Origin of the sequence: Desemzia sp. C1, assembly GCF_020882875.1 — a bacterium.
In the GTDB taxonomy this organism is placed as follows: Bacteria; Bacillota; Bacilli; order Lactobacillales; family Carnobacteriaceae; genus Desemzia; species Desemzia incerta.
In genome coordinates, this window is record NZ_JAJIZP010000003.1 from 284,693 (window position 1) to 311,514 (window position 26,822).

The following is a 26,822-nucleotide window of genomic DNA, read 5'->3' on the forward strand; positions in this document are numbered from 1 at the left end:
TTCTGCACTCGGCTCATTTTTCAATACCGTTTTTCCCTCCTCAGTCCGTATGGTTAATCTTTATACGCTATTTCCAATCCCACGCTCAGTTCCGGCAATTCAAACGGTGTTAAGTAAACCCCATTTTCAATCCGGTCTTCTTTCGCTTCAGGAGGTTGAGCGAAATTCAATGTCACGTGTCCAATGGAATTCAAATTTGTATTGGCTAAACTTCCAACATCCAATATTTCATATTCTTGCTCTCCAAACGCAATGGTGCCGCCTATTTTCAACTCAATCAGATCATCCTCAGACACTTTTGATTGAATCACAGATACCTTACGCAATTCCTCTGTTGCTTGTTCTCCAAATAAAATGATCAATGGATCTCTTTTACTGATCGCACTATTACCAATGGCAGTTATTTTTGTAATCAACATGTATTTTATCCCTTCACTTTCCTTCTACTTTTATACTCTGATTTTAGCACATTCCTCCCATCTTTACTAAAGAAGCTTCATCTTTTTGCCAAATCTCCTCCCTTTTGTCCACATTCTTCTAATTAAAAAGAGAAATTTAACTGATTCTCTTGGAATCTGTTTGTAACTGTTTCTTCAGACTGGTATGATAAAGTGAACAATAGTCGAGTAACTGGAGGTAAAACAATGGTTCAAGAAAATACAGGATACGATGTAGCACAAAATCCATCGCTTTCTCAAAAAATCAAACACCCTTTTTTTTCTGCTCAAAAAGAAGAAGATGCTTACGAGGTTACTGTATCCCTCACTGATGAATTAACTTATGAATTTGTTCAATTTAATATTCATTATAATACTGCCGAGACAAAAACGATTTATAAAGGCACTGAACTGAGACCACATACATATCATTTTCGTCTTCCTTTAGAAGACCTTTTTAATGAAAACGCTGATGTTGTTGCTAAAGAAACTTTCAGCATTTATTTTACGTTACGTGTCAAAGAGAATGATGATTGGATTGAACAAGATTACCCTTTATCACTAGCTTTATTTGACCAGTTTGATGCTTTTGGGTTAAGCCAGACAATCTATCAAAAGCAGATTGTGATTCCTTACTTTACTGAAAAAGAAGAAATCTTTAGTCTTGCTTTAAATGTGCCTGTTCCTAATAGCCAGTATTTTTCAGAACACACATTAAATGTATTTAAATTGTCGAATAGTGAATTCTCTTTGAAAGGTAAATTATCTTTAAAAGCATTTACCTTAAATCAAATCGGCATCACACTTGTTGCTAATCGTTCTGGAAAAGAATACTTTTTCTCCACAAACCATATGCTGAACGAGCAAGAAACCGAAACCCATTTAAATCATTACGATTACAACTTCACTTTAGATGTGCAGAGATTTGCCCGCAATATGCTTATTGATAATATAGCTGACGAAGATTACGACGTTTATTTTGAATTGTATTTAAACGGCTTATACAACCCTATCAGTGTTCCTGTCACGACAAACGGCTTGAGTTTGCCAAGAAATTGTTTTAAGGATGTTGTTCTTTCTTATGGGAAATCTTCTTTTGTCTTGGGTTTAAATTTGAAAGGATCACAGCAGGCTATTTCTTTCGCATTTACAAAATATCAAAAAGAGATTTATGCTTACTATAAAGAGGCTGCCCCACTATCTATTTTGCGTTCGCCTCTTAACCAGCGGAAAAACATTTGGGTGATCGGCGAAAATCCAATGGAAGCTAATAATAATGGCTGGGCATTTTTCTGCTACCTTAGAGAACAGCATCCAGAACAACTTGTTTATTACGTTTTGGATACTCAATCTCCAGACTACGCTAAGGCCTATGCATATGATTCAGAGCATTTGTTGGAATTTAAATCTAAACGATACATCGATACGCTCTTAGCTGCTAAAGTGCTGTTTTTTACAGAAACACCTTACGAGTTGTACCCATCCAGAAGCCCAATGCAGATAGATCTCATTCGTGCTAAAAAGATTTTCTTGCAGAATAACGTTTTAGGATTGGAAAATGTCAGCGACACTTTGGGATATGCTGCAAAAAACTTTCAAACTGATTTAGTTCTGGCCAGTTCAAAAACTGAAGAACGTTATTTGCAACAAACCTTAGGGTATCCTGAAAAAATGATTCGGTTGACTGGTTTGCCTCGCTTTGATGAACTTTTAAAAGAACCTGATTCTTTAGAAGTAGCTTCAAACTTAGTCATTTATCCTCATGACAGCAGCAAAGGATTGTATTATCAAAAGGATGCGGTCCATGAATTGGCTGAGGCTTTTCTTTCTTTGGTGAAACAACCTGAGTTCAAAGCCTTAGTAAACGAACATTACTTGACCACCATTGTCGCTCTTCCTCGCTCTATGCAAGATTATGCGGAGAAATTTGAGGAGCTAGGTTGTACAGTAGTGGCTCAAAAACAAATCGATCCGTTACCATTATTAAGAACATGCAAAATGTTCATTACCGATCATAATCCTCTCGCTTTTGACGCGAGTTTCTTGCAAGTACCGGTCTTATTTTATCAACCTGACTTGCGTTTCCAAAGAAACTCAACAGCTGTGTCCTTACGCAATACGTATCTCAATGAGCTGCCTGGAGAAATCGCAACTTCACAGAATAGTTTACTCTATTTGATGCAGCAAGTTGCTGATCAGCAGTTTAAGCAATCTCGAAAAAACCGTCAAAAAGCAGATGCCTTGATGCATTATCCAGATACAAAATCTTGTGACCGTGTATTTAAAGCTGTGACCGAATACTTGCAATAAATTTTCTTAAACTCATCCATAAAAACCGCTGAATAGACAACTATTTGGCGGTTTTTCTCTGTCCTTTAACTGAGACTAAGGGGTGAGCTTATCTCTACATTGGCTTTTTGATTCCGTTTTCTTCGTTTTATGCTATACTGAATTTGTGTGCAAATAGGAAGTTTATGAGGAGGATCAACAATGAAAGAAACGATTTATTTGGGTACTTATACTAAAGGAGATAGTAAAGGGATTTACAAAATCACTTTAGATACTGAAAACAAAACCTTGGAAGACTTAACACTGGTTGCTGAAGCAGGTCATCCCACTTATTTAACTTTATCGGATGACCGTTCATATTTATACGGCATCTTGAGAGAAGATGGCGGAAACGGGATCGGGATGTTCAAAACTGCAGATGAAGGAACTTTTGAAAGAGTAGCAACTGCAACTGACGACACTGCATCACCTTGTTACGTTTCATATGATGCAGAACGTTCATTGGTTTACGCTGCACATTACGGCAACGGTACTTTATCTGTTTACAGCACATCCAAAGACGGCTCTATATCTCTTGCAGACAGAGTTCAGCATGAAGGTTCTGGTGTTCACGAAAACCAAGACGGTCCTCATGCTCATTTTATCGATCTAACACCAGATAAAAAATATGCTGTTGCGTGTGATCTAGGAACAGATGAGGTCTACACTTATTCAATCAGCGACCAAGGCACCTTAACAGAAGTCGGCCGCTATCACACAAAACCTGGTACTGGTCCACGTCACCTAGTTTTCTCTAAAGATGGTACTAAAGCTTATGTGCTTGGAGAATTGAGCAGTGAAGTGGTTGTACTGAATTATGACAGTTCAAACGGCTCTTTTGACCATATTCAAACTATTTCCAGCATTCCTGAAGATCGAGAAGAATTCAAATGGGGCGCAGCTATTCGTATGTCTAATGATGGCAAGTTTTTATATGTTTCTAATCGCGGACACGATTCTATAGCTGTTTTCAAAGTCTCTCCTACCGATGGTACACTTGAAGTAGTAGAATACGTTTCTACAGAAGGCAAAACTCCACGCGATTTTGACCTAGATCCAACCAATCAGTTTGTAGTTGTTGGGCATCAAGATTCAGATAACTTGACGTTATTTGAAAGAGACAGTGATAGTGGAAAACTAACCTTACTTGAAAAAGATGTTTACGCTCCTGAAGTTGTTGGCGTGACATTTGCATAATTATTAGTAAAAGCTGGTCCTTTTAGGATCAGCTTTTTGCATTTTGTTGACTGTATTATTTTACTTCGAATTAGTTTATCTCTATTTAAACTTATTTATTGTAAGTTAAATATTGGTATGTTATACTCGGTTCAGAGTTCAGTTCATTAAACAAATGTTTTTTTTTGAAAGGAGACTTGATTTGATCACTGGTATTCATCATATATCTGCTTTTACTAAATCTGCTCAAATCAATCATCATTACTATACTGATGTATTAGGATTACGATTTGTAAAAAACACGGTCAACCAACAAAAGACTTCCATAAGACACTTATTTTACGGAGACTATAAAGCCACTCCTGGCACACAGCTGACTTTTTTCGAACTCAAAAAAGCTGGACAGACTTATTTAAGAGGCAATTACTTCTCTACTGTCACAATGAATGTTCCAAAAGGCAGTTTGACGTTCTGGAAAAAGCGGCTAGAGAATAGTGATTTTCAGGTCACAGCTGTTTTTGACGAAGATAAACTTTTATTTACGGATCCAGATGGTCTTTTGCTTGCTTTAAAAGAAGCCGATGATATTCTACCTTTAGAGCGCCGCACTAATCATTCTTCGGTGCCGCAGGATAAGCAAATTCTGCGTTTAAGTGAAATTGAATTGTTTGTCAAAGATCCAGAGGCAACATTAACCTTTTTGACAACATTTCTAGGGCTGCAAAAATCAGGAAACCAAGTAACAGATCCATTGGGTCGATTTGAGACAACAGTCAAGCAATCGACCAGCGCACATAAAACGCGTTTAGGTCGTGGTGGTATTGATCATATCGCTTATACGGTAGATTCAATAGAAAGTTTAGAGGCCTTACATCAAAAGGCTTTAGAGATGGATGTGCCTATAGAAATGTATGTCAACAGAGATTATTTCAAGAGTTTATATGTATTAGAGCCTAATGGCTTGCGTATTGAAATAGCCACGAAAGGGCCTGGTTTTACAATAGATGAATCCCTTGAAGAGTTAGGAACATCCTTAGCTTTACCATCATTTTTAGAAAATAAACGAGCTGAAATAGAAGCTCAATTGGAGGAATTTTAATATGAAAGCATTTGATGGAATACATCACGTTACAGCTATTACAAGTAGTGCAGAAAAAAATTATGACTTCTTTACGAATGTCTTGGGAATGAGATTGGTGAAAAAAACAGTGAATCAAGATGATATCCAGACGTATCACTTATTTTTCGCTGATGAAAAAGGAAGTCCTGGAACAGATATGACATTCTTCGATTTTCCTGGTATCCCTAAAGATTCTAAGGGTACAGACAGTATTTCTCGTACTTCATTGCGCGTTCCTAGTGATGAAGCTTTAGATTACTGGGTCAAACGATTTGACCACTACGAGATCAAACATGAAACAATCAAAGAAATGTTCGGAGTAAAAGTCTTATGGTTTGAAGATTTTGACGGTCAACAATATCAATTGATTTCTGATGAAAATGATCATGGTGTCCCTTCTGGAACTCCTTGGAGAAAAGGACCTGTTCCTAATGAGTACGGAATCACTGGTCTAGGACCTATTTTCTTCAGAGTCTCTAATTTTGACTACATGAAAGAAGTTCTGGAAAAAGTGATGTTCTTTAAAGAAATCGCCAAAGAAGGGCAATATCATTTGTTTGAAGTTGGAGAATTCGGCGGTAATGGAGCACAAATTATTGTAGAACCCAGCACTATCCTACCTCGAGCTATCCAAGGATACGGCAGTGTTCATCATGTAGCTTTCCGCGTCAAAGATCGCGATATGTTAGACGAATGGACTGAGCGCATGCAAAGCTTTAATTTACCAAACTCCGGCTACGTTGACCGCTTCTATTTTGAATCGACTTATACAAACATTTACCCAGGTATCTTATTTGAATTAGCTACTGATGAGCCTGGTTTTGTAGACGACGAAGAATCTTTGGAAATACTAGGTGAAACACTAGCCTTACCTCCAAAATTCAGAAACAACAGAGAAGAAATTGAAAAACTAGTCCGCCCAATCGACACAGTAAGAAGCACAAAAACCTACGAAAAAGAATACTTTAATTAAAAAGCATGTGGAGCGACCCCGGGAGAAATTGAGCACTAACGAAGTCTAAACGCAAACAACCCAGCGTAGCGGTTGTGCGGATTGGACAGCGTTAGGCGGAGATTTCTGGGGAGTGCAACTGAACTGAGCATGTGGAGGTCGCTGCTCTGACTCGAAAGGAAAATCGATTCTATTTTTAGAGGATGTTCTTTGTCCTCAAAAAATAGAATGATTTTACCAAGAGTCAAGCGACCGTAACTGAACTAAAACATGTGGAGTGCCTCGCTTAGCTCTGACAGAAAAATCTATTTTCATTTTAGAGGATGCTCTTTATCCTCAAAAATGGAAATGATTTTATCCGAAGAGCTGAGGCACGCAACTGAACTAAACCATGTGGAGCGACCCCGGGAGAAATTGAGCACTAACGAAGTCTAAACGCAAACAACCCAGCGTAGCGGTTGTGCGGATTGGACAGCGTTAGGCGGAGATTTCTGGGGAGCGCAACTGAACTAAGCATGTGGAGAAAGCCTGAAAGAGATGAAGGAAAAATAGGGGAAAATTATTGTGGTGTTTTTCAACCACGATGATTTTTCATCTTTTTTCCAAAATCCCTGGCTTTCGCAACTGAACTAAAAGCATGTGGAGCGCCTCGCTTAGCTCTGACAGAAAATCGATTCTATTTTTAAAACTTAACGTGTATACTGATTGAACAAGGAAGTGATTAAATGATCCATTACAATGCAAATGATTTAACGAAACAACAACAATACAAAATGATCAGCGGGAGTATCGTTCCTCGACCTATTGCTTGGGTAACTACTCTGTCAAAAGATGGTTCTGTAGTCAATGCTGCCCCTTTCAGTTTCTTTAGTGCAGCTTCTAACGAATTGCCTTTGATCACGGTAGCGATTTTGAGAAAGTCTGGTCAAATCAAAGACAGTGCAAGAAACATCTTACATCGAAAAGAAGCCGTGATCCATATCGTGGATATGGAAGTTGTAGAAGACATGAACCAAACTTCTGCTCCTTTGCCTCCTGATAAGAGTGAAATCGATCGGACAAAGTTGACTTTAACAGATAGTAAGACAGTCAGCGTTCCTGCTATCCAAGAAGCAAAGATCCGCTTTGAAGGAAACTTGCATCAATACGTACCTATAACAGACGATGACGGATCAGTCGTATCAGACTTGTTTATTCTTCGTGTTACAGATTTCTATTTCGACGAAACGGTATTTGACAGTACTCAAGAATACATTTTAACGGAACAACTAAATCCTGTGGCTCGTTTAGCTGGAGCTAACTATGCTACTTTAAATGAAGAGTTCCAATTAGAAAGACCAACAGAATAAAAGAGGCGAAGATTTTAGTCTTCACCTCTTTTTTTGTTATTTTATTTGTTATTTTGCCGTTACAGAACCAATATCCCCTGCAGCTGTAACCGTTGATCCAGAGTCGATCATGTCGAATGATCCAACTTTGTCCATGTTCGTGAAGACAACAACCATAGCATTGTCTTTTTCTGCTGCAGCTAAAGCTTCTAGATCTACAGTAGAAATTTTAGTATCTTTAGTCACTTCTTGGCCTTCAGTTACCGTTGTTGTAAATGGTTTTCCTTCAAGTTCTACAGTGTCTAATCCCATGTGAACTAAAACTTCTACTCCATTGTCCATAGCGATTCCTACAGCATGTTTAGTAGGAAAAACACTCATTACTTTTCCGTCAACTGGAGAATAAATATCTCCGTCCGTTGGAATAACAGCAAATCCGTCTCCCATCATTTTTTGTGAGAATACTGGGTCAGCTACTTCGTCAATAGCTACTAATTTACCATTAACTGGTGAGTAAACTTTCCCCTCTTTTGTTTCTTGTGATGAATTCTTATCTTTACCTTTTAAGAAATCGAATAATCCCATCTAAATCCCTACCTTCTTATTTTATGCTGCATTGCTAATGCGCCAATTAACAATTGCTATACCTAATGATAACACAATTAATGCAATCTGGAGAATAATTATGCCTTTTTTATTTTTTGCTTTTATCGGTTTCTCTGTTAATTGCTCTTTTTCTGTCAACAGAGGATTTTCAACCAATTCGTTAAACGCTAAAAAGGAAAATATCGCGCCTACAAAATTCCCTAAAATTAATTGCTGCGCAATCGAAAATTTTAGTACGATATCTGAGATTCCGCCCTTTTTTCGTTCTGAAAACTCTGTTGCATATAAAATATATGCTCCTATCAGATTCATAGACAATACCAGAATATTGATAGTAGCTGTTAGATTTTCACTAAGTATCTCTTGGAAACTTTGATCAGCCCCAGCATTTAAGAGGAAAAACATTAAAAAGTAAAATACCTGCACTACGATCCAATACCCCATTAGTATATTGTAAAAACGTTTTTTTCTTTTCTCTGGAATAATTTCTTTTGTCTCGAACATCTTTACACACACCCGATCTTTCATCAATCGTCCATTGAAGTGCTTTCAACATAGAATAGTATACCAAAAAAACGTTTTCTTATCAATATTCTATTCAATCCAACTGGATAAAATTTCATTATTTCCCTTTCTGTTTGTGACCGTATCTTTATAAACCGAGTTATTTTTCTAAATTTATAGATTCCTTTATCAAAATTCGTTATACTTGTTTTTGTTATGCAAATTTTTGACTGGAAAGGAGTCGATCACTATTATTTTTGAAATTTTAAAAGCTGTATTCCTAGGCATTGTCGAAGGTATTACAGAGTGGCTGCCTATCAGTAGTACAGGCCACATGATCTTAGTAGATGAATTCATCAAATTAGATGTGTCTCCAGCATTTATGGAGATGTTCTTAGTCGTTATTCAATTAGGAGCCATCTTGGCTGTCGTTCTTATTTATTTTAATAAGTTGAATCCTTTTGCTCCTAGTAAGTCAACACAAGAGAAAAAAGATACGATGTCTATTTGGTACAAAGTCGTTATCGGGGTGATCCCGGCTGGGGTTACAGGAGTGCTTTTAGATGATTGGATAAATGAACACTTATTTAATTACCAAACGGTCGCTATCATGCTGATTGTTTATGGGATTTTGTTTATCATCATTGAAAACCGCAATAAGAACCGCAAAGCGACTACTGAAACATTCGCTGACTTGACTTACAAAACAGCCTTCTTGATCGGTGTATTCCAAGTTCTTTCTTTAGTGCCTGGTACTTCTCGTTCAGGAGCTACAATTTTAGGAGCAATCTTGTTAGGAACTTCTCGTTTCGTAGCAGCAGAATTCTCATTTTTTATGTCGATCCCGATCATGTTTGGAGCAAGCTTATTAAAACTTAAAGACTTCGGATTCAATTTTACCGGATCTGAAATTACTATCCTATTAACAGGTATGATCGTAGCTTTTGTAGTTTCCATCATTGCTATCAAATTCCTAATGAAATACATTAAGAACAACGATTTTAAAGCTTTCGGCTGGTATAGAATCGTGTTGGGAATCTTAGTATTAACTTATTTCATCTTTTTTTCTTAATTGAATAAACGTATAAAAACGGGCTAAGAAAAAATCTTAGCCCGTTTTTATGTTGATTTCATTTTAATCGAAAAAAGCATGATAAAGAGATTCAACTGCTTTATCTTCATCCTTTTTTTGAATACCGAACATCACACTATTCTCAGAGGCACCTTGATTGACCATATCAATATTGATATTTCGATCCTTGAAAGCTTTAGCAGCAGTCGCCATCGTACCGATCTGGTCTCTCATACCTTCCCCTACCAACATAATCAAGGCTACATCGCGTTCAATTTTTACATTTTCTACTTGTAGTTGTTCCTTTAGTGCAGTGATCAAAGCTTCTTCTATACTGGGTGACACTTGTTCTTCTCTGAGTACTAAAGTCATGTTATCAATTCCAGATGGTGTGTGTTCATAACTCAAACCATACATTTCTAATAATTGAAGTACTTTACGTCCAAAACCGATTTCTCTGTTCATTAAGTATTTTTCAATATATATATTCATAAATCCGCTGGAACTGGCGATTCCAATAATTGGCGGATGTTCTTTAGTATGCTCTTTAGTAATGGTGGTGCCCGGTGCGTTAGGGTTATTCGTGTTTTTAATGACAACAGGAATCCCCTTTTTAAAAGCCGGCTCCAACGCTTCATCATGCAGTACAGAAAAACCAGCATATGATAATTCACGCATCTCACGGTACGTCAGTTCAGCTATGGCCATCGGGTTTTCGACCACCGATGGATTCGCTGCAAATATCGCATCTACATCTGTAAAGTTTTCATACAAATCAGCATTTACACCGCTAGCTAAGATAGCTCCGGTAATATCTGAACCGCCTCTTGAAAAAGTACAAATGTCTCCCTCATGGGTATATCCAAAAAATCCTGGAAAAACAACGACTTCTTCCCGTTCACGTAATGTTATGAGTTTTTCATAACTATCGGGCAATAAGCGTGCATTATGAGGCTCGTTAGTGACCAATAGACCCGCTTCTTTAGGACTAACATAACTAGCTGGGATACCTATTTGATTGAAATAAGCAGCCACTAACTTTGCGTTGTTATCTTCACCGCTGGCTTTGAATGCATCTATGTAATAATCCGGATGAGACTTGTCTCCAGCTGCCAATTGATCTAAACGAGATTCGATTGCAACCATCACTTCTTCATTTAGGGAAAGTTCTTCAGCCATTTCTTGGTATCTTTGAACAATTTTGTTCATTTCCAATGAATAATCTTGATCCTGTAAGGATTTTTCAGCAAGAGAGATTAATAAGTCTGTGACTTTCTCGTCCTCTGAATACCTCTTACCTGGAGCCGATACGACGACGATTTTACGCTCGGTATCACTTTTAACGATTTGTCCTACTTTTCTGATTTGTTGGGCTGAAGCCAATGAACTTCCACCGAATTTAACGACCTTCATGTTATCACAACCTTTTTCTATTTTTTAAATTTCACACTGTTTAAGAAACTATTACGATTGTGTTTTTCTCTAAAAATACATCTAAAGTCTCTATATATTCCAGAAAAAAAGGACTATAATAAACAGGTAAATGAGAGAAATGGATTTGTTTATCATAGTACCATGAAACTACAAACCCTTTCTACTATTGAATGAATTATTTATTACAGTTAAAGGGGATTGTGTTGATGAGTCGGCGAAAAGCATTTACTTATTTATTAGGTGTTTCTTTTGTTGCAGGAATTGCACGTGAAACGCTGCGGAAAAAAAATCAAAAATCAACGTCTGTTGAAGATTCTTTAATCACAGGTTTTGTGGGTACCTGGTCTTTTGCTGACTCACTATCTTCTCAAAATAAAACGTTAATCATTGACGACCAAAGTCGCTTGTTTATCAATAAAAAACCGGTCAATGGCTCTGTAGCTCATTTAGATACACAAAAGCTCGTCTTTATAGACCATTACGGATACGAATTAGTGTTTCGCTTAGTGAATAATGAGACGTTGACTTTATTCGATTCTGCGGATGATAAAAAATATACTTTGACATTACTGTCTAATAATCCGCCTTCTTTTTCATAAAAATGCAAATTTTTTATTGCTCTTTTCTTCAAAATCAGTTTTAATTTAAAAGAGCTTATTAGATTAAAGGAGGTAACACACTATGGCCCGTTATAAAAATAATATTCCTTCTGTTATCACAGATTTAAGACATGATACAGTAGACGTTCCATCCGTTATTACTAAATGCAGCGGCATCAATATTAATGGGAGAAAATTAAAATCGTTTATTTTTACAACGGATATTTCTATTATTTGCAATACTGATGCAGATGCTGTTATTGCAGTATATCCTTTTACTCCCCACCCTGCCATTATCCAAGCTATTTCATCAGTAGCTTCCATACCTGTAATTGCTGGTGTAGGTGGAGGCCTCACACATGGAATTCGATCAGCAAATATTAGTTTGTTCGCTGAATCTCTAGGAGCCATTAGTGTTGTCGTGAACGCTCCAACTCCATTAGAGACCATTCAGCAAATCAATGATGTGATTGATATCCCAATCGTCATCACAATCGTCTCTGAATACACGGATATTCAAGAGAAATTAGATGCTGGGGTAGATATTCTTAACGTGAGTGGTGGACCTAAAACTGCTGCTATCGTAAGAAGTATTCGTAAAACACATCCAGACATTCCTATCATAGCGACAGGCGGTCCTACTGAGGAAAGTATTTTAGAAACGATTGAAGCCGGAGCCAATGCTATTACCTACAGTCCTCCTTCTAACGGTGAATTGTTCAAACGTAAAATGGATAAATACCGTAAGCAAGAAGAAAATAACTATATTGAAGAAGAAAACCAATAATCTTATAACATTATTCATTTAATTTCTCAGCGAAGACTCTTTTATAAAGAGTCTTCGCTTTTTTTTCGATTCCTGCAGACATTTTGTTTTTTTTAGAATAGTTGAAATCAGCACATAATTCCTGTAGGATAAACATACTGTTAAAAAGTAAGTAAAAAGGAGAATTCAAATGAAAATAGATATTTGGTCAGATTTTGTTTGTCCGTTTTGTTATATCGGCAAAAGACACATTGAAGAAGCTACTAAGGGGATGGAAGACATCACTATTGAGTACCATAGTTTCCAGCTAGACCCTACAGCTCCAGAAAAATACGATGGGGCTATGAAAGAATATTTTGCAGAAAACAAAGGAATGAGTGCTGATCAGGCAGAATCCATGATCCAACAAGTTACCAGCATGGCAAACAATGCAGGATTGGATTTCCATTACGAAACCGTTCAACACGGAAATACCGTTAAACCTCATCGCCTATTCCAATACGCTAAAACGCTGAATAAAGGGAACGAATTTATGGAAGCGGCTAAAGAGGCTTACTTTATACGTGGGAAATGGTTGAACGACAATGACACTTTATTGGAACTTGCAGAAAAAATCGGCTTGAACAAAGAAAAATCTGCAGAAGTGATCGAGTCAGCAGATTATTTAGACGCTATGAATGAAGATATCGCAACCGCACAACAAATTGGCGTACAAGGAGTTCCTTTCTTTGTCATTGATGGCAAATATGGAATCAGTGGAGCACAACCTGTAGAATCCTTCAAACAAATACTCACTGAAATTAAAACCAAAGCTGAATAATCTTACTAAAAACCCCGCATCCATTTCTCTGATTGAGAGCTGGCGCGGGGTTTTGTGTGTAGTTAAGATAATTCAATTTCAGGCATTTGCGAGTCTATTTTCCATATTTCATCCGCGTAACGCATAATGGTAAAGTCTGCTGAGAATGGTCCGGAATTCGCAATATTCCATAAAGATTTTCGATACCAAGCTTGCTTGTCTTGGTACAATTCATCGACTTCTCTTTGAACAGAAATATACTCTTCGAAATCTTTCAAAACAAAGTATTCATCATTGTATTGGACTAAAGAGTCAAAAATAACTCTTCCTTCTTCTTGGATGTCTGGTATCGTTCCATCAATCAACGTATTTAAAACTTTGATCAGTCTTGGATTGGATTCAAATATCTGGCGGGAAGAATATGTTCCATTTTCATAGTACTCATATACTTCTTGAGAAGTTAGTCCGAATAAGAAAATATTTTCCTCCCCAACGTAATTTCGAATCTCCACATTAGCACCATCTAAAGTAGCTACTGTTAATGCACCATTTGTCATCAATTTCATATTGCTGGTTCCAGAGGCTTCTTTACTGGCTAAGGAGATCTGCTCACTGACATCGGCTGCCGGGATGATCAATTCTGCTAATGTCACACCATAGTTTTCTACAAAAACCACTTTCAACTTATCTCCAACATCTGGGTCATTATTGACTAGTTCAGCGATTGCATTGATCAACTTGATGATTTGTTTAGCATACAAATAACTTGGAGCTGCTTTAGCTCCAAAAATAAAGACACGTGGTTGAATAGCTGCATTTGGGTTTTCTTTGATTTCTAAATATCTGGAAATGATATGCAAAGCATTTAGCAACTGGCGTTTATAAGCATGCAACCGTTTGATTTGAACATCAAAAATGGCATTGGGATCAATGGTAATATCCATTTTCTCTTTAACATAACGAGCAAACCGTTTTTTATTTCTTAATTTAACATCTTCCAACTGTTTCAACGTCTCATCATCATTGACAAAGCCTTTTAATATGGTCAGTTCACTAGGTTTTTTCTTCCATGCTGTTCCAATTTTTTCATCAATAAACTGCGTCAAATCTTCATTAGCTAATTGAAGCCAACGTCGTTGTGTAATCCCGTTTGTTTTGTTATTAAATCTTGTCGGATACATTTCATAAAAAGGCTTTAAAACTTCATTCTTTAAAATAGTAGTGTGCAATTGAGCAACACCATTTACACTATGGCTTCCAATAATTGCCATATGCGCCATATTGACTACACCTTCTCTGATGATGGCTGTTTGATAAGTCAACTCTTCACCATAGAGAGGTAATTTTTTTTCAATATGTCTTCTATTGATTTCTTCAATAATTTGATAAATACGTGGAACTTCAGCTTTCAGCATCTCAATCGGCCATTTTTCCATCGCTTCTTGCATGATCGTATGGTTCGTATAACTCATAACTTTCTTACAACTTTCCCACGCTTGTTCCCAGGTCAACTGTTCTTCATCAATCAGAATACGAATAAATTCTGGGATACATAATGCAGGATGAGTATCATTGATATGGATTGCTACTTTTTCTGCAATCATCGTCAGAGGCAGCTGTAATTTTTTATAATAGCGAACAATACTTTGGATTCCAGCAGAACATAAGAAGTATTCTTGTCTCAAACGTAAGATGCGCCCCTCATAATTAGAATCATCAGGATACAGCACTTCCGTTAACTGATTAACTTCTTGTTGAGCCGAAATACTTGAGTAATGCACATAGTCTTCTGGCGGAATTTCTGCGGACCACAAACGTAAATTATTAACCAGCTCATTTTGATAACCAATCATCGCCGTATCGTAAGGAACAGCTAAAATTGTTCGCGTATTTTCATAGACCGGTATAAGTCTTCCTTTTTGTTCTGCCATATAAACTTGTCCTCCAAAACGGACATTGACAGCCTTGTTTTCTTTTCGTACTTCCCAAACATTTCCATTTCTCAACCAATTATCTGGAACTTCTATTTGATGACCATCGATAAACCTCTGTTGAAATAACCCATACCGATAACGAATCCCACTTCCAGATCCCGGTATACCCAAAGAAGCGATAGAGTCCATAAAGCAAGAAGCCAAACGACCTAAACCGCCATTCCCCAAAGCAGGATCTTCCTCCGCTTGTACGATAGAGTGAAAGTCTAATCCAATATCTTCTATTCCTTCTCTGACAACATCTAAAATCCCTAAATTAAGTAAATTGCTTTTCAACATGCGCCCAGGTAAAAATTCCATGGAGAAATAATACAATTGCTTTACTTGTTTTTTTTCGTATTCAGTCTTAGTTCGACTCCAATGTTCACCGGCAAAACTTTTGACATAAGCTCCAAGTGCATTATACAACTGGAACGGAGAAGCTTCTTCCACACTTAAGCCGTACATCCCTTTTACGACTCTTTCATAATCTTTTTTAAATTCTTCTACTTGCAATGTCATTTGATATCCCCCTTAAAAGGTTAAAAGAAACTTGTGTTGCAGTCGTTTACGTTTTTAGCATTGAGGATAAGACAAGAGGCTTAACCATCATTTGGTCTAGCCTGTTATCTTATTATTTCTTTTTAATTAATCGATTATGATTCAGTGATTTGACGGTAACAGTCCAAATAGATTCGACTAGACTTTTCCCAGCTGAAATCTTTTTGCATTGCTTGTCGGACTAATTTTTTCCACTGTTTAGGATATTCATAGTAAGTATTTAACGCTCGATCTATCGTCTCCAACATGATCTGGCTGGAATAGCCTGAAAAACTAAACCCAGTTCCCTCACCAGTATACGCATTGTAAGGATCAACTGTATCCTTTAGACCGCCAGTTTCATGCACGATCGGCAATGTTCCGTAGCGCAATGAATTCAATTGCGATAAGCCGCATGGTTCAAAGGCAGACGGCATGATAAACATGTCGCTTCCTGCATAAATGAGCTGAGCCAATTCAACATCAAAATCAATGATGGCTTTAAATTTTTCTGGATATGCCCAGTTGTAGTGTTTACAAGCGTCTTCCAGATGGCTTTCTCCGGTTCCTAATATAATGATTTGAAGCTCACGGTTCATTAACTCTTCCATTTTTTCTATCAGCAAATGAACACCTTTTTGTTCTGTGAGTCTGCTGACCATAGCCACAACAGGAATTTTCTCGTTCACAGGCAGCCCAACTTTTTCTTGCAAGACCGTTTTATTGATCAGCTTGCCGCTAGGATCCTCGATAGAAAAATGCTCTGCTACATGTTCATCTGCTTCAGGATCAAACACGTCATAGTCGATACCGTTCAAAATCCCCTTGATTTTATAATGGTTATCCCTTAAAACGCCATCCAAGCCCATTCCAAATTCATCCGTTTGGATCTCATTCGCATAAGTTGGACTGACGGTTGTGACGATATCTGAATAGTAGATTCCGCCCTTTAAGAAATTGACGTTGCCATAAAACTCAAGACCATTCATATGAAAAGCATTGTACCCTATATCAAACCAGTCAGATAACACCAATTGATCAAAGATACCTTGGAACTGCATATTGTGAATCGTCAACATGGTTTTTATGGATTGATACTTTTCGATCCAGCCGTATTTATCTTTTAACAATACAGGAATCATTGCCGTATGGTAATCGTTGACATGCAAGACATCAGGAATAAAGTCTATTTTCTCCAGCATTTCAATAATCGCTTGAGAAAAGAACGCAAACCGTTCGCCGTCGTCGTCAAACCCATAGATCCCAGGTCGATCAAAATAATAGAGATTATCGATGAAGTAGTAAACTACACCATCGTTTTCCAGTTTTTTAATCCCGCAAAACTGGTTGCGCCAACCGACTTTCACTTCAAATTGACATACATCTTCCAGTTGATCCTTGTACTTTTGCGGTAAAGAAGTGTAGAAAGGCAGCACGACTCGAATATCTACGCCTTGTTTTTTCAGTACCTTTGGCAATGCGCCTGCTACATCTCCTAAACCGCCTGTTTTATAAAAAGGAGCACATTCTGCTGAAGCAAATAAAACTTTCATTTTTATGCTCCTTTCATTTCATTCAGTACACTGCCTTTTTCTACTACTAATGGTTGTTCGGGAGTGCCTATCAATCTTACTCCAGGAGCTACAGTCACGTTCTTATCTAAAATAACGTATTCCAAATGAGCTCCCTCGCCAATTTTACACCCTTGCATGATAATAGAATCTTTAACTACAGCATTTTCAGCCACTTTTACTTTTCTAAAAACAATTGTATTGACAACTTCTCCAGCGATAAAACAATCTGTAGCAATTTGGACGTTTGATACTTTGCTTTCTGGAGCGTAAAATGTAGGAGCTCCATTTCTGGCACGCGTAATAACCGGCAAATTGCGGAAGAATAGTGAGTTGTAATTATCTTCATCTAACATATCCATATTAGCTTGATAGTAACTTAAAATACTATCCACATATTTTAAATAGCCTGTATATTCGAATCCAACTACTTTATTTCCTTTTTCTAAAGCCAGACCAACCATTAGACCCCAGCTGTGTCTTTCTTGTCTTTCCTCTAACAAATCTAAATAGCGCAAGAATTTTTCTGAACTTAAAATCGTAATACCAGTTTGGATTGCCAGTTTTTCAGAACCTTTATCCATTTGTTCTGTTACTGGAAACAATCCCGTTATTACAGCTGTATCAGATTCAATTGAGTAACATTTCAAGTCTGAATCGACAGGGATTTCTTCTGATGGAATGTTCTTATACACTACTGTAATATCTGCGTCATGTTCTTGATGGTAGCGAAGTACAGAATGAAGGTTGATATTGCACAACATCTTGCTTCCGCCAATAACTACATATTCAGCTAAAGATTTTTTTACATAGTTTCTTTGATCTTCATAATAGGTAAGATTATTTCCCTCACGTGCTGCAGTCTCTTTTAAATCTAATTGGGAGTGAGTGAAGACTCCTCCTCCAATAGTAGAGTCCAGCCCCCATTCATAACCACTTCTAATGTGATCATACAATGAATGACCGCTTCCTGAAATGAATAAAGATGCGGAAGTTGCTTCAGCATTATGCAAAGCCGTAAACGGAAAATCAATCAATCTATATCTGCTCGCAAAAGGTAAAGCAGCTATTGGTCTCTTTTTTGTTAAGGGATGCAGTTTACTTCCATCTTCAACTAAATTCAATATGGCACAAAAACTATTTCTCATCATCTTTAAGTCCTCCTATCTCCTCAGAATAACCTAAAACAGCAATATCTTTCTCTTTACCAATCAATTCAGCTCCATCATGCAATTTCGCATTTTCGCCTACGATAGCATGATCGATTGTTACATTTTCACCAATCGTCACGTTAGACATGATAAAACTGTCTTTGACTACCGAACCTTTACCTACTTTTACATTATGAGACAGAATGGAATGATTAATTTCGCCTGCGACATAGCAGCCGTCTACAATCATAGAATTCGTTACTTTAGAATCCTTAGTTAAGAACTGTGGCGGGGAATCTGGATTCTTAGAGTAAATGCGCCAGTTCTCATCTCGAATGTTTAAAGCGTGATTTGGATCCAAGAACTCCATGTTTGCTTGCCATAGACTTTCAATCGTCCCTACATCTTTCCAATAGTCTCTAAACGCATAAGCATAAATATCTTCGCTGTTGCGCAGATATGCTGGAATAACATGCATACCGAAGTCTTCCATAGTCCGGTTTTTAGCTTGGTTGTCTATTAAATATTGTTTCAAACGCGGCCAGTCAAAGATGTAGATCCCCATTGAAGCTAAATTGCTTTTTGGATTTTCTGGTTTTTCTTGAAATTCAATGATTCTTCCAGATTTATCCGTATTCATTAATCCGAAACGAGAAGCTTCTTCCCATTCTACTGGGATAACTCCAACTGTTAGAGCAGCTTTCTTTTCTTTATGGAAATCCAGCATTTTTTGATAATCCATTTTATAAATATGATCTCCGGAAAGTACCAGTAAATATTCTGGTTCATATCTGTCAATAAATCCAATATTTTGGTAAATAGCGTGTGCTGTACCTTTGAACCATTTTTCTCCATCAACGTTAGTGTACGGTTGTAAGATTGTAGCTCCGCCATCATGTGTGTTCAGTCCCCAAGAATCACCATTTCCAACATGAGCGTTCAGCTCTAAGGGTTGGTATTGAGTGACAACCCCAACACTTTTGATTCCTGAATTTGCACAGTTACTTAATGCAAAATCAATGATTCGGTATTTTCCACCGAATGGTACCGCAGGCTTAGCAATTTCTTTGGTTAATTTTCCTAGACGTGACCCTTGGCCTCCAGCTAAGATCATAGCAACGATTTCTTTTTTCATCTGTATACGGAAGTTAAGATGACACTAACTTCCTCTACCCTCCTTCGGTAATATAGTAACTGTAATGCATTTTAAATCAAAATGATTTGCTGTAAAAAATGAATATTTATTCTTTTGGCACTTTAAAGACTCTTTTGGGCTTTAAAATCACTACGCTCATTGCAGGTACAATCAAATTCAGAGAGTATTCTTGTTGGTTCCAAGCTTTCTTCTCAGTTTTCAGCACTCCTTGACCTTTTGTCCAAGTACCGCCCAATGCTTCCATCTCAGTGTTTAAGATTTCTTCATACTGTCCTTCAAATGGAACTCCTACTCGATAATTATGCCGTTCTATTGGAACAAAATTGCATATAACAATCAGAAAATCTCTTGGTTTTTTTCCTTTACGAATGAATGTCATGATCGATTCTTCTGCGTTATCAGCATCTAAGATTTGGATTCCTCTTGGATCATGATCTAATTCCCATAATGCCCTATGCTCTTTATAGAATTGATTTAATGTACGCGTAAAGTCCAAGTGTTTTTGATTCATTGGGTCCGTTAAGTTCTCCCATTCAAGAGAGTCATCAAACTTCCATTCCAAAAATTGTCCAAATTCATTTCCCATAAAGCCTAATTTTTTTCCAGGATGAACCATACGGTATGCTTCTAAAACCCGCAGTCCGGCAAATTGATTGTATCGATCGCCAGGCATTTTATGCATCAACGATTTTTTACCATGAACCACTTCATCATGAGAAAAAGGAAGCAAATAATTTTCATTAAACATATACATAAATGAAAAAGTTAATAAATTGAAGTGATTTTTGCGGTGTATTGGATCCATTTCGAAGAATCTTAAGGTGTCGTTCATCCAACCCATATTCCATTTGTAATTAAAACCTAATCCACCTTCATCAATAGAACCTGTTACTTTTTCCCAAGCTGTACTTTCTTCTGCGATCATTAACGTATCTGGGTGTCGTTCAAATACAATGTTGTTTAACTTTTGTATAAAACTTACGCCTTCTCGATTGTGGTTGCTTCCGTCTTCGTTAGGCGTCCACTCTCCTTCGTCGTAATCTAAATAGAGCATATTAGAGACAGCATCTACTCTTAAACCATCTAAATGGAACTGTTCTATCCAGAAAAGAGCATTAGAAATTAAAAAACTGTGTACTTGCGGCTTTCCTAAGTCAAAGTTTAAAGTCCCCCAACGGTAATTTTGAGCTTTATGGTAATCTTTGTATTCGTACTGCGGAGTACCATCAAAATACGCCATACCATAATCGTTCTTGTTGTAATGACTAGGTACCCAATCCATCAAAACACCGACATTGGCTAAATGAGCAGCTTCAACAAAATCCTGCATTTCTTCAATAGTCCCAAATTTAGAAGATAAAGCGAAGTATCCAGTAGCCTGATACCCCCATGAAGCATCTAGAGGATGTTCCATCAACGGTAAAAATTCAATATGTGTGTAACCATTCTCTTTTACATATGGAATCAGCTCGGCTTGCAATTCTGGAATGCTGTACCAGCTGCCATCCGGATGACGATTCCAAGAGCTCATATGTACTTCGTAAATATTCAGTGGACGCTCGTGCGCTGGAAACCGTTTCTTGTTTGCCATCCATAGTCCATCACGCCATTTCTTCTGTGGCAATTCTTTTATAACTGATGCCTCTTTTGGACGAACTTCGAACTCAAATGCCTGGGGATCAATTTTTAGTTTTACCGTACCATCTTGTTGCTCGATACGATATTTATAAGGTTGCCCTTCTTTTGCCGTTTCACAAAAAACAGTCCACATCTCTGTTTCATCTATTTTTTCCAATGGTTTTCCCATATTCCAATCTGTACAATCACTCACTAAGGAGACTGTCTTAGCATGAGGTGCCCAGACCGTAAACCGATACCCTTCATGCTCCTCATTTATTTCTTTATGACATCCCAATGAATAATAGCAATCATAGTACTTGCCCGTATTGAACAAGTAACTGTCTTTTCTAAACCTCATAAGGTCAAATTGATTTGTTGTATGATTTTCCATATTGACACCTCTTCCTTAATAACATTCGCATTTTAATCATATTATCATTTAAATACTATTTTTACATCTTTATTTTAATAATATGGTTGTTTTTTTCAATCCTGTTGTCTCTTCAACTATACCACTACCTTTTTTAAAATGCTTTTAAAGACACTTCTAAATCAGTTAAAAGTGGTTGTCATCATTTTATGGTTCAGCTTTAACGATTTTTGTCTAAATAGTGACTATTAGAATACTTTAATGGTAGAATACAGGTAAGAACCCGTTTTCTAACAGTTCGATCGGAATCATCCATATTAAGAAAGATTTTCTTATGAAAGGAGGTATTTCTATGTTAGATATTGTACTTTTATCCATTGGTTTTCTGGGATTAGTCATTGCAGCTTTAACTCCCCGTTCAACAATCGGTGCAGCTGTTTCGTTAGCCAGTTTTTCTGCTTACTTCTTTTTGAATGAGTATGATGAGTGGTATACGATCATCATTTTCATTTTAGGTATTTCATTATTGGTCTTTGAAGTATTCATTCCTGATTTTGGAGTAGCCGGTATTTTTGGGATTATATTGATTCTTTTTGGCTTATATCAAACTGTAGGAGATCTTGCCCAAGCTGTTCGTGATTTGAGCATAGCTTTTCTTTTATCGGTCGGCCTAGTGATCATCCTAGCCAAAAAAGGATATTCTTTTGATAATTTCAGTAAATTAGTGCTGACGAATAATTTGGATACCGCCAGAGGATATTCAAGCAATATTGATTATTCAACCTTGCTTGGAAAAAAAGGCAAAACACTTACTGCTTTAAGACCCACTGGAAAAGCGGTATTTGATGAAGTTTCATTAGATGTGTTGAGCCAAAATGAACGAATCGAAGAAAACGTGCTAATAGAAGTTATTAGAGTAGAAGGTTCAAAAATAGTCGTTAGGAGAGTGGTAGAAGATGAATGAAACAAGTAGTTGGATTGGTTTAGCGATAATCGCTATTATCGTTTTAGTAATCATCAGTCTATTCTTAAGATTTGTACCCGTAGGTTTATGGGTTACAGCGTATTTCTCAGGAGTAAAGATTGGTATTGGAACTCTAGTAGGAATGCGTTTGAGAAGAGTTATTCCTTCTCACATCGTGCGTCCTTTAATCAAAGCAACAAAAGCTGGTTTGGTGATCAACATTAACGATTTAGAAGCTCATTACTTAGCAGGTGGAGACATCAACCAAGTTATTGATGCTTTAATCGCCGCTGAGAGAGCAAATATCCCACTTAAATTTGAGCAAGCAGCTGCTATCGATTTAGCAGGTCGTAATGTGTTTGAAGCGGTACAAGTGAGTGTTAATCCTAAAGTTATCGAAACTCCTTTTATCGCCGCTGTTGCTAAAAATGGTATCGAAGTTCGTGTAAAAGCTAAGGTAACAGTTCGTGCAAACATTGAACGGTTAGTCGGTGGTGCCGGAGAAGATACTATTATTGCCCGTGTCGGTGAAGGGATTGTTACCACTGTTGGTAGTTCAATAAACCATAGTGCAGTTCTGGAAAATCCAGACGGCATTTCAAAAGTTATCTTAAATAAAGGCTTAGACTCTGGTACTGCTTTTGAGATTCTATCGATCGATATCGCGGATGTTGATGTCGGACGTAATATCGGTGCTCAATTGCAAACTGAACAAGCACAAGCAGACAAGAATATCGCCCAAGCTAAAGCAGAAGAAAGACGTTCAATGGCGATTGCAGAAGAACAAGAAATGCAAGCTGAAACTCAACGAATGCGTGCTCGTGTTGTAGAAGCCGAGTCTCAAGTTCCACTAGCTTTAGCAGATGCATTAAAATCTGGAAATCTTGGTGCTATGGATTATTACAACATGAAAAATATCAATGCAGATACAGATATGAGAAGTTCAATTTCAGAAAGTTCTAAGAGAGAAAGTGATGAATAATGGATGCTTTATTTTTCATTATTATGCTGGGTTTATTGGCGTATAGCGGTATTTTCATTTTTTTCTTTTTCATTCGTGCCCTATTTCCTAAAAATTCTGGGCAAAAAAGAAATCCTTACTCCTCTCCTAAAGCAAATACGAGCAACAGAAATCAACAACGAGCTGATCGAAGAGACGCTGCTCCACGAAATACGAGCAGATCTGTAACAGCTTCCGGTACTAACCGATCTTCTGGTAAAACTCAGAGTTGGAGAGAGTTGGCAGCTGAATTTAAAGACGCTATGAATGAATTGGACAATACAAGCTCTAAACAAAAAAGTCCTCAAAAAAGAAACACGACTCCTAAAACAGCTTCTCCTTCAAAAAGAAATACTGCTCACCGCAGTTATGAAGGCGGAAGTAGTACCGAGGGGCATATTGGTTATGAGGGTGCAGGCAGCACTGAAGGAAGATCAGGTTATGAAGGTTTAGGCAGTTTAGAGGGAACAGCCAGTTATGAAGGCACAGAGTTCAATACTCAAGGTCATTCGATGAAAAAGACTCCTGTTCCATCAAAAAAATCTTCCAGAGATGCATACTCTGATAAACAGCCGGCTTTAAAAACCAATTTGCAAAGAAATATTGTTCAAGCTGTGATTTATAAAGAAATACTTGATCAACCTAGAAGCAAACGTCCTATTAGATAAGGTTAGTTTGTGTTGATAGACTAAAAAACAGGTCCGGATTCCGGACCTGTTTTTTTTATGGACAACATTATTTAAGCGTAGAAGCTTTTCATCAACTTTTTTATTAATGGTATCAAAATAGGTGCCAATATTAGATAAAACCCGCTATTGCCAACTGCGTGCAACGTATCAAATGGAAGTCCGGACAAATAATAAGCCCAAAAATTTTGAATACCGAAAAAGGGCGCTTGTACCGCGGAGATGATGAATCCATAAATGTATCCAGTTAAACCAGCATAAAAAACCATCCCAAAAAACGGCAATCGCTCAAATGATACGTAGCGATTGATCAATCCTGTCAGAATGATGATAATTGAAAAAGAAGTTATTTGAGCAAGAGTCCATACTCCTAAACCCAAATTAATATTGGAAATCACTACGCTTAATAAAGAAACAATAAGACCATCTTTCATTCCCAATAACATCGTAATCAATAACAAAATAACTGTTACAGGTTGGACATTCGGCAAAAATTGAAATACTAGCCGACTGACATAACATAATGTTGTCAGCATACCCAGTAAAGCTATATGGTGGACTTTTCGGATTCTAAAAGGTTGATTAGTAGGCATTTAATAACCACTTCACTTCATCACCCTCTTCAAGAATGTAGTCGCTTGCTCCAACAGTCGGCTGCTCGTCATTCACTGTATATAACCAATACTTGCTTTCCTTTTCAACTTGCTCATGTCCTTCGATAGAACTCACTAGACCGCCCTCTTCCACTACCTTGTAGTTATCTTTCAAAGCTTCTAACACAGATTGTCCTTCTTGAACATCAGTTTCTTTAGCTAAATCTGCAAGTTCTTTTTCGTCTTCTTCAAATGAAAATGAAACGGATACCGTAGTTTCCACTACGCTTGATTCTGTCGAAGAAATAGGCTTTGAGTCTGCTTCTTGGCTGCCGCTTCCGCAAGCCGTTACTAAAAGAGCTGATGATGCTAAAAGAATTAATTTGATTGAATGGATCATTTCTATTCCTCCTGATAATAATTTTTTTGATTTTTGACATATAAAAAAGTTCTAATAAGGCAAAATGACGATAGCAGCCTATTAGAACTCAAAAGAATAAAAGAGTACTTTGCCTCGAAGCCTCTTGTTGATAGGAACTATTGAAAAAAAGACCTGACTCGAAGCGATAAACTTCTCACAGTGGCGGGACCGTGTTGGATTTGCACCAACTTCCATTTTTCAATCGTCGTATTTAGTTTTCGGTAAAGCCTCTTTTTTCAAATCTGGATGAAAAACGACTCCTCCACGTTCATAAAAAGGTTCTTCTACTCCATGTCTGTGGTTGATGACTCGGGCTAACGCAAAGAAATAATCCGATAAGCGATTGATGAAAATGGCTACCACAGGATTCACTGTAGTCTCTTTACTCAATGCAACGATTATTCTTTCAGATCTTCTCGTCACCGTCCGAGCCATATGTAACAATCCAGCAACTGGATCTCCGCCAGGGATGATAAATTTTTCAATCGCCGGAGCTTCTTCCGCATACTGATCAATTCTTTCTTCAATCCAATCTACTAAATCTTTTTGGACTTTATATTCCCTCACTCCATGAGGTGTAGATAAATCAGTCCCACAATCAAATAAATCATGCTGTAATTTGACGAGTTCATTTTTGATCATTGCATCTTCAGCGCCGATTTGACTGACAATGTAGCCCACTAGTGAATTCAATTCATCAATCGTGCCGTAGCTGTCTACTCTTGTCGAATCTTTTGAAACTGTTCGACCGCCGATGAGATTCGTGTTTCCGAAATCGCCTCTTTTGGTATACAATTGCATGCTGATCTTCATCCCCTTTCTAGTTTTTATTATGTGCTATTCCAACTATAATGCATCCATAAAAAATTGTAAACCAGATTTGTTACTTTTATCACAAAACCTAGTTTCCTTAAGAACTTCTAGTTTGCTTAAGCATTCCGCATTTTAATTACTTTTTATAGAATTTCTTCTTTTATGATAGTGATTTTACTTGTTAAATAGAAAGCTCTAATGATATGATAAATTCTGTAAAAAACATTAACTTATGAAAGAGGTCGTTGTAGTGAAAACAGTAGCATTAGTAGGTAGTTTAAGAAAAGATTCATACAACTTAAAATTAGTAAATCATCTAGCAACCACATACCCAGAATTAGGTATCGAAGTTGCAGAAATCGGCAATTTACCATTCTTTAATGAAGAAATCGAAGCAAATCCTGGTCAAGAAGTGCGTGATTTCCAGGCTTTAGTAAAAGATGCTGATGCAGTAGTTATCGCTACTCCAGAATACAATGCTTCTATTCCAGCGGTATTAAAAAATGCTTTGGACTGGGTTTCTCGTTCAGGCAGAGAAATGGAAGGCAAAAAAGTGTTGATCATGGGTGCTTCAATGGGTGCTTTAGGAACAGTTAAAGCACAAATCCACTTACGCGATATCTTAGATACATTGGGCGTCGCTGCTTACGTTATGCCTGCAGCTGGCGGTAATGATGTATTCGTGGGCTCTGTTCACGAAAAATTCGACGAAAACGGTACATTGACAGATGAATTGACAGTTAAATTTATCGATGCTATCGTAGGTCGCTTCAAAAACTTCATTAAAATCGATGTTAGTCTATAATCATTTACTTAAGTAACAAAAAAGGAAAGAGACAGAAA

At 37.3% G+C, this 26,822-nt stretch carries 25 protein-coding genes and 1 riboswitch; of the genes, 13 read left to right on the forward strand and 12 right to left on the reverse strand.

Annotation, left to right across the window (positions count from 1 at the left end):
* Nucleotides 1-53: 53 nt before the first annotated feature.
* Nucleotides 54-419 carry a PTS glucitol/sorbitol transporter subunit IIA gene (locus LMF32_RS01790; protein WP_230523653.1) on the reverse strand — a complete coding sequence of 122 codons (366 nt, stop codon included), beginning with the start codon at nt 417-419 and terminating at the stop codon, nt 54-56.
* A gap of 225 nt (nt 420-644) precedes the next feature.
* Here LMF32_RS01790 and LMF32_RS01795 point away from each other — a divergent pair, with 225 nt between their 5' ends.
* From LMF32_RS01795 to LMF32_RS01815, 5 genes are all read left to right on the forward strand, one after another.
* Nucleotides 645-2,747, forward strand: coding sequence for a CDP-glycerol glycerophosphotransferase family protein (locus tag LMF32_RS01795; protein WP_230523654.1), 2,103 nt, complete (start codon nt 645-647; stop codon nt 2,745-2,747).
* 180 nt (nt 2,748-2,927) lie between these two features.
* Nucleotides 2,928-3,962, forward strand: coding sequence for a lactonase family protein (locus LMF32_RS01800; RefSeq protein WP_188204054.1), 1,035 nt, complete (start codon nt 2,928-2,930; stop codon nt 3,960-3,962).
* A gap of 181 nt (nt 3,963-4,143) precedes the next feature.
* Nucleotides 4,144-5,040: a VOC family protein gene (locus tag LMF32_RS01805; protein ID WP_188204053.1), complete on the forward strand. Its 897-nt coding sequence runs from the start codon at nt 4,144-4,146 to the stop codon at nt 5,038-5,040.
* Nucleotide 5,041: 1 nt separating this feature from the next.
* Nucleotides 5,042-6,034 carry a ring-cleaving dioxygenase gene (locus tag LMF32_RS01810; RefSeq protein ID WP_188204052.1) on the forward strand — a complete coding sequence of 331 codons (993 nt, stop codon included), beginning with the start codon at nt 5,042-5,044 and terminating at the stop codon, nt 6,032-6,034.
* 704 nt (nt 6,035-6,738) lie between these two features.
* Nucleotides 6,739-7,362: a flavin reductase family protein gene (locus LMF32_RS01815; RefSeq protein ID WP_188204051.1), complete on the forward strand. Its 624-nt coding sequence runs from the start codon at nt 6,739-6,741 to the stop codon at nt 7,360-7,362.
* Between the two features lie 48 nt (nt 7,363-7,410).
* On the opposite strand, the gene LMF32_RS01820 is transcribed toward LMF32_RS01815, so the two are convergent.
* Both LMF32_RS01820 and LMF32_RS01825 read right to left on the reverse strand, forming a co-directional pair.
* The gene (locus LMF32_RS01820) at nt 7,411-7,926 is read right to left on the reverse strand and encodes a PTS glucose transporter subunit IIA (protein ID WP_092479384.1); all 516 of its coding nucleotides are present in this window, start codon (nt 7,924-7,926) and stop codon (nt 7,411-7,413) included.
* A 21-nt stretch (nt 7,927-7,947) separates the two neighbouring features.
* Nucleotides 7,948-8,451 (reverse strand): hypothetical protein, encoded by a 504-nt coding sequence (locus LMF32_RS01825; RefSeq protein WP_230523655.1) that lies wholly within the window; start codon nt 8,449-8,451, stop codon nt 7,948-7,950.
* Nucleotides 8,452-8,677: 226 nt separating this feature from the next.
* Between LMF32_RS01825 and LMF32_RS01830 the strand changes: the two genes are divergently transcribed.
* Nucleotides 8,678-9,523, forward strand: coding sequence for an undecaprenyl-diphosphate phosphatase (locus LMF32_RS01830; protein ID WP_230523656.1), 846 nt, complete (start codon nt 8,678-8,680; stop codon nt 9,521-9,523).
* Nucleotides 9,524-9,586: 63 nt separating this feature from the next.
* On the opposite strand, the gene LMF32_RS01835 is transcribed toward LMF32_RS01830, so the two are convergent.
* On the reverse strand, nt 9,587-10,936 hold the full coding sequence (locus LMF32_RS01835) for an aspartate kinase (RefSeq protein WP_230523657.1): 1,350 nt from the start codon (nt 10,934-10,936) through the stop codon (nt 9,587-9,589).
* Nucleotides 10,937-11,163: 227 nt separating this feature from the next.
* Between LMF32_RS01835 and LMF32_RS01840 the strand changes: the two genes are divergently transcribed.
* The 3 genes from LMF32_RS01840 (at nt 11,164) to LMF32_RS01850 (ending at nt 13,142) form a co-directional block, all read left to right on the forward strand.
* Complete coding sequence (locus LMF32_RS01840; protein ID WP_188204048.1) at nt 11,164-11,556, forward strand: DUF4828 domain-containing protein; 393 nt, start codon at nt 11,164-11,166, stop codon at nt 11,554-11,556.
* A gap of 82 nt (nt 11,557-11,638) precedes the next feature.
* Nucleotides 11,639-12,343 (forward strand): hydrolase, encoded by a 705-nt coding sequence (locus tag LMF32_RS01845; RefSeq protein ID WP_230523658.1) that lies wholly within the window; start codon nt 11,639-11,641, stop codon nt 12,341-12,343.
* A 169-nt stretch (nt 12,344-12,512) separates the two neighbouring features.
* Nucleotides 12,513-13,142: a DsbA family oxidoreductase gene (locus tag LMF32_RS01850; RefSeq protein WP_230523659.1), complete on the forward strand. Its 630-nt coding sequence runs from the start codon at nt 12,513-12,515 to the stop codon at nt 13,140-13,142.
* A 62-nt stretch (nt 13,143-13,204) separates the two neighbouring features.
* Here LMF32_RS01850 and LMF32_RS01855 read toward each other — a convergent pair whose 3' ends face one another.
* From LMF32_RS01855 to glgB, 5 genes are all read right to left on the reverse strand, one after another.
* Nucleotides 13,205-15,616, reverse strand: coding sequence for a glycogen/starch/alpha-glucan phosphorylase (locus LMF32_RS01855; protein ID WP_230523660.1), 2,412 nt, complete (start codon nt 15,614-15,616; stop codon nt 13,205-13,207).
* A 134-nt stretch (nt 15,617-15,750) separates the two neighbouring features.
* Entirely contained in the window at nt 15,751-17,187 is a 1,437-nt protein-coding gene (gene glgA, locus LMF32_RS01860) for a glycogen synthase GlgA (protein WP_230523661.1), read from the reverse strand.
* Nucleotides 17,188-17,189: 2 nt separating this feature from the next.
* The gene (gene glgD, locus LMF32_RS01865) at nt 17,190-18,356 is read right to left on the reverse strand and encodes a glucose-1-phosphate adenylyltransferase subunit GlgD (RefSeq protein WP_230523662.1); all 1,167 of its coding nucleotides are present in this window, start codon (nt 18,354-18,356) and stop codon (nt 17,190-17,192) included.
* Nucleotides 18,343-19,491 (reverse strand): glucose-1-phosphate adenylyltransferase, encoded by a 1,149-nt coding sequence (locus tag LMF32_RS01870; protein ID WP_230523663.1) that lies wholly within the window; start codon nt 19,489-19,491, stop codon nt 18,343-18,345. The genes glgD and LMF32_RS01870 overlap by 14 nt, the downstream gene beginning before the upstream one ends.
* A gap of 106 nt (nt 19,492-19,597) precedes the next feature.
* Complete coding sequence (glgB, locus tag LMF32_RS01875) at nt 19,598-21,523, reverse strand: 1,4-alpha-glucan branching protein GlgB (RefSeq protein ID WP_230523664.1); 1,926 nt, start codon at nt 21,521-21,523, stop codon at nt 19,598-19,600.
* A gap of 331 nt (nt 21,524-21,854) precedes the next feature.
* On the opposite strand from glgB, the gene LMF32_RS01880 reads away from it, so the two are divergent.
* Genes LMF32_RS01880 through LMF32_RS01890 form a run of 3 tightly spaced genes read left to right on the forward strand, consistent with a single transcriptional unit; the run spans nt 21,855 to nt 24,134 of the window.
* A complete protein-coding gene (locus LMF32_RS01880; protein ID WP_230523665.1) occupies nt 21,855-22,466 on the forward strand; it encodes an NfeD family protein in 612 nt (203 codons plus the stop codon).
* Entirely contained in the window at nt 22,459-23,448 is a 990-nt protein-coding gene (gene floA, locus LMF32_RS01885; RefSeq protein ID WP_188204042.1) for a flotillin-like protein FloA, read from the forward strand. The genes LMF32_RS01880 and floA overlap by 8 nt, the downstream gene beginning before the upstream one ends.
* Entirely contained in the window at nt 23,448-24,134 is a 687-nt protein-coding gene (locus LMF32_RS01890) for a hypothetical protein (RefSeq protein WP_230523666.1), read from the forward strand. Before floA ends, LMF32_RS01890 begins: the two co-directional genes overlap by 1 nt.
* Before the next feature lie 71 nt (nt 24,135-24,205).
* On the opposite strand, the gene LMF32_RS01895 is transcribed toward LMF32_RS01890, so the two are convergent.
* From LMF32_RS01895 to LMF32_RS01905, 3 genes are all read right to left on the reverse strand, one after another.
* Nucleotides 24,206-24,745: an ECF transporter S component gene (locus LMF32_RS01895; protein ID WP_230523667.1), complete on the reverse strand. Its 540-nt coding sequence runs from the start codon at nt 24,743-24,745 to the stop codon at nt 24,206-24,208.
* On the reverse strand, nt 24,735-25,145 hold the full coding sequence (locus LMF32_RS01900; protein WP_230523668.1) for a DUF4430 domain-containing protein: 411 nt from the start codon (nt 25,143-25,145) through the stop codon (nt 24,735-24,737). Before LMF32_RS01900 ends, LMF32_RS01895 begins: the two co-directional genes overlap by 11 nt.
* A gap of 94 nt (nt 25,146-25,239) precedes the next feature.
* Nucleotides 25,240-25,385: riboswitch (adenosylcobalamin (AdoCbl) riboswitch) on the reverse strand.
* Complete coding sequence (locus tag LMF32_RS01905; protein WP_230523669.1) at nt 25,365-25,967, reverse strand: cob(I)yrinic acid a,c-diamide adenosyltransferase; 603 nt, start codon at nt 25,965-25,967, stop codon at nt 25,365-25,367. Its footprint overlaps the riboswitch before it by 21 nt.
* 262 nt (nt 25,968-26,229) lie before the next feature.
* Between LMF32_RS01905 and LMF32_RS01910 the strand changes: the two genes are divergently transcribed.
* Complete coding sequence (locus tag LMF32_RS01910; protein ID WP_230523670.1) at nt 26,230-26,784, forward strand: NADPH-dependent FMN reductase; 555 nt, start codon at nt 26,230-26,232, stop codon at nt 26,782-26,784.
* The last annotated feature ends 38 nt before the right edge of the window (nt 26,785-26,822 follow it).

Excerpts from the sequence above, each read along its gene's own strand:
- LMF32_RS01880 (WP_230523665.1), top strand. The coding sequence starts at position 21,855 with ATGTTAGATATTGTACTTTTATCCATTGGTTTTCTGGGATTAGTCATT.
- LMF32_RS01890 (WP_230523666.1), top strand. The coding sequence starts at position 23,448 with ATGGATGCTTTATTTTTCATTATTATGCTGGGTTTATTGGCGTATAGC.
- LMF32_RS01810 (WP_188204052.1), top strand. The coding sequence starts at position 5,042 with ATGAAAGCATTTGATGGAATACATCACGTTACAGCTATTACAAGTAGT.
- LMF32_RS01870 (WP_230523663.1), bottom strand. The coding sequence starts at position 19,491 with ATGAAAAAAGAAATCGTTGCTATGATCTTAGCTGGAGGCCAAGGGTCA.
- LMF32_RS01800 (WP_188204054.1), top strand. The coding sequence starts at position 2,928 with ATGAAAGAAACGATTTATTTGGGTACTTATACTAAAGGAGATAGTAAA.
- LMF32_RS01825 (WP_230523655.1), bottom strand. The coding sequence starts at position 8,451 with ATGTTCGAGACAAAAGAAATTATTCCAGAGAAAAGAAAAAAACGTTTT.
- LMF32_RS01820 (WP_092479384.1), bottom strand. The coding sequence starts at position 7,926 with ATGGGATTATTCGATTTCTTAAAAGGTAAAGATAAGAATTCATCACAA.
- LMF32_RS01895 (WP_230523667.1), bottom strand. The coding sequence starts at position 24,745 with ATGCCTACTAATCAACCTTTTAGAATCCGAAAAGTCCACCATATAGCT.
- glgA (WP_230523661.1), bottom strand. The coding sequence starts at position 17,187 with ATGAAAGTTTTATTTGCTTCAGCAGAATGTGCTCCTTTTTATAAAACA.
- LMF32_RS01790 (WP_230523653.1), bottom strand. The coding sequence starts at position 419 with ATGTTGATTACAAAAATAACTGCCATTGGTAATAGTGCGATCAGTAAA.
- LMF32_RS01815 (WP_188204051.1), top strand. The coding sequence starts at position 6,739 with ATGATCCATTACAATGCAAATGATTTAACGAAACAACAACAATACAAA.
- floA (WP_188204042.1), top strand. The coding sequence starts at position 22,459 with ATGAATGAAACAAGTAGTTGGATTGGTTTAGCGATAATCGCTATTATC.
- glgB (WP_230523664.1), bottom strand. The coding sequence starts at position 21,523 with ATGGAAAATCATACAACAAATCAATTTGACCTTATGAGGTTTAGAAAA.
- LMF32_RS01835 (WP_230523657.1), bottom strand. The coding sequence starts at position 10,936 with ATGAAGGTCGTTAAATTCGGTGGAAGTTCATTGGCTTCAGCCCAACAA.
- LMF32_RS01905 (WP_230523669.1), bottom strand. The coding sequence starts at position 25,967 with ATGCAATTGTATACCAAAAGAGGCGATTTCGGAAACACGAATCTCATC.
- LMF32_RS01850 (WP_230523659.1), top strand. The coding sequence starts at position 12,513 with ATGAAAATAGATATTTGGTCAGATTTTGTTTGTCCGTTTTGTTATATC.
- glgD (WP_230523662.1), bottom strand. The coding sequence starts at position 18,356 with ATGATGAGAAATAGTTTTTGTGCCATATTGAATTTAGTTGAAGATGGA.
- LMF32_RS01845 (WP_230523658.1), top strand. The coding sequence starts at position 11,639 with ATGGCCCGTTATAAAAATAATATTCCTTCTGTTATCACAGATTTAAGA.
- LMF32_RS01795 (WP_230523654.1), top strand. The coding sequence starts at position 645 with ATGGTTCAAGAAAATACAGGATACGATGTAGCACAAAATCCATCGCTT.
- LMF32_RS01840 (WP_188204048.1), top strand. The coding sequence starts at position 11,164 with ATGAGTCGGCGAAAAGCATTTACTTATTTATTAGGTGTTTCTTTTGTT.
- LMF32_RS01900 (WP_230523668.1), bottom strand. The coding sequence starts at position 25,145 with ATGATCCATTCAATCAAATTAATTCTTTTAGCATCATCAGCTCTTTTA.
- LMF32_RS01855 (WP_230523660.1), bottom strand. The coding sequence starts at position 15,616 with ATGACATTGCAAGTAGAAGAATTTAAAAAAGATTATGAAAGAGTCGTA.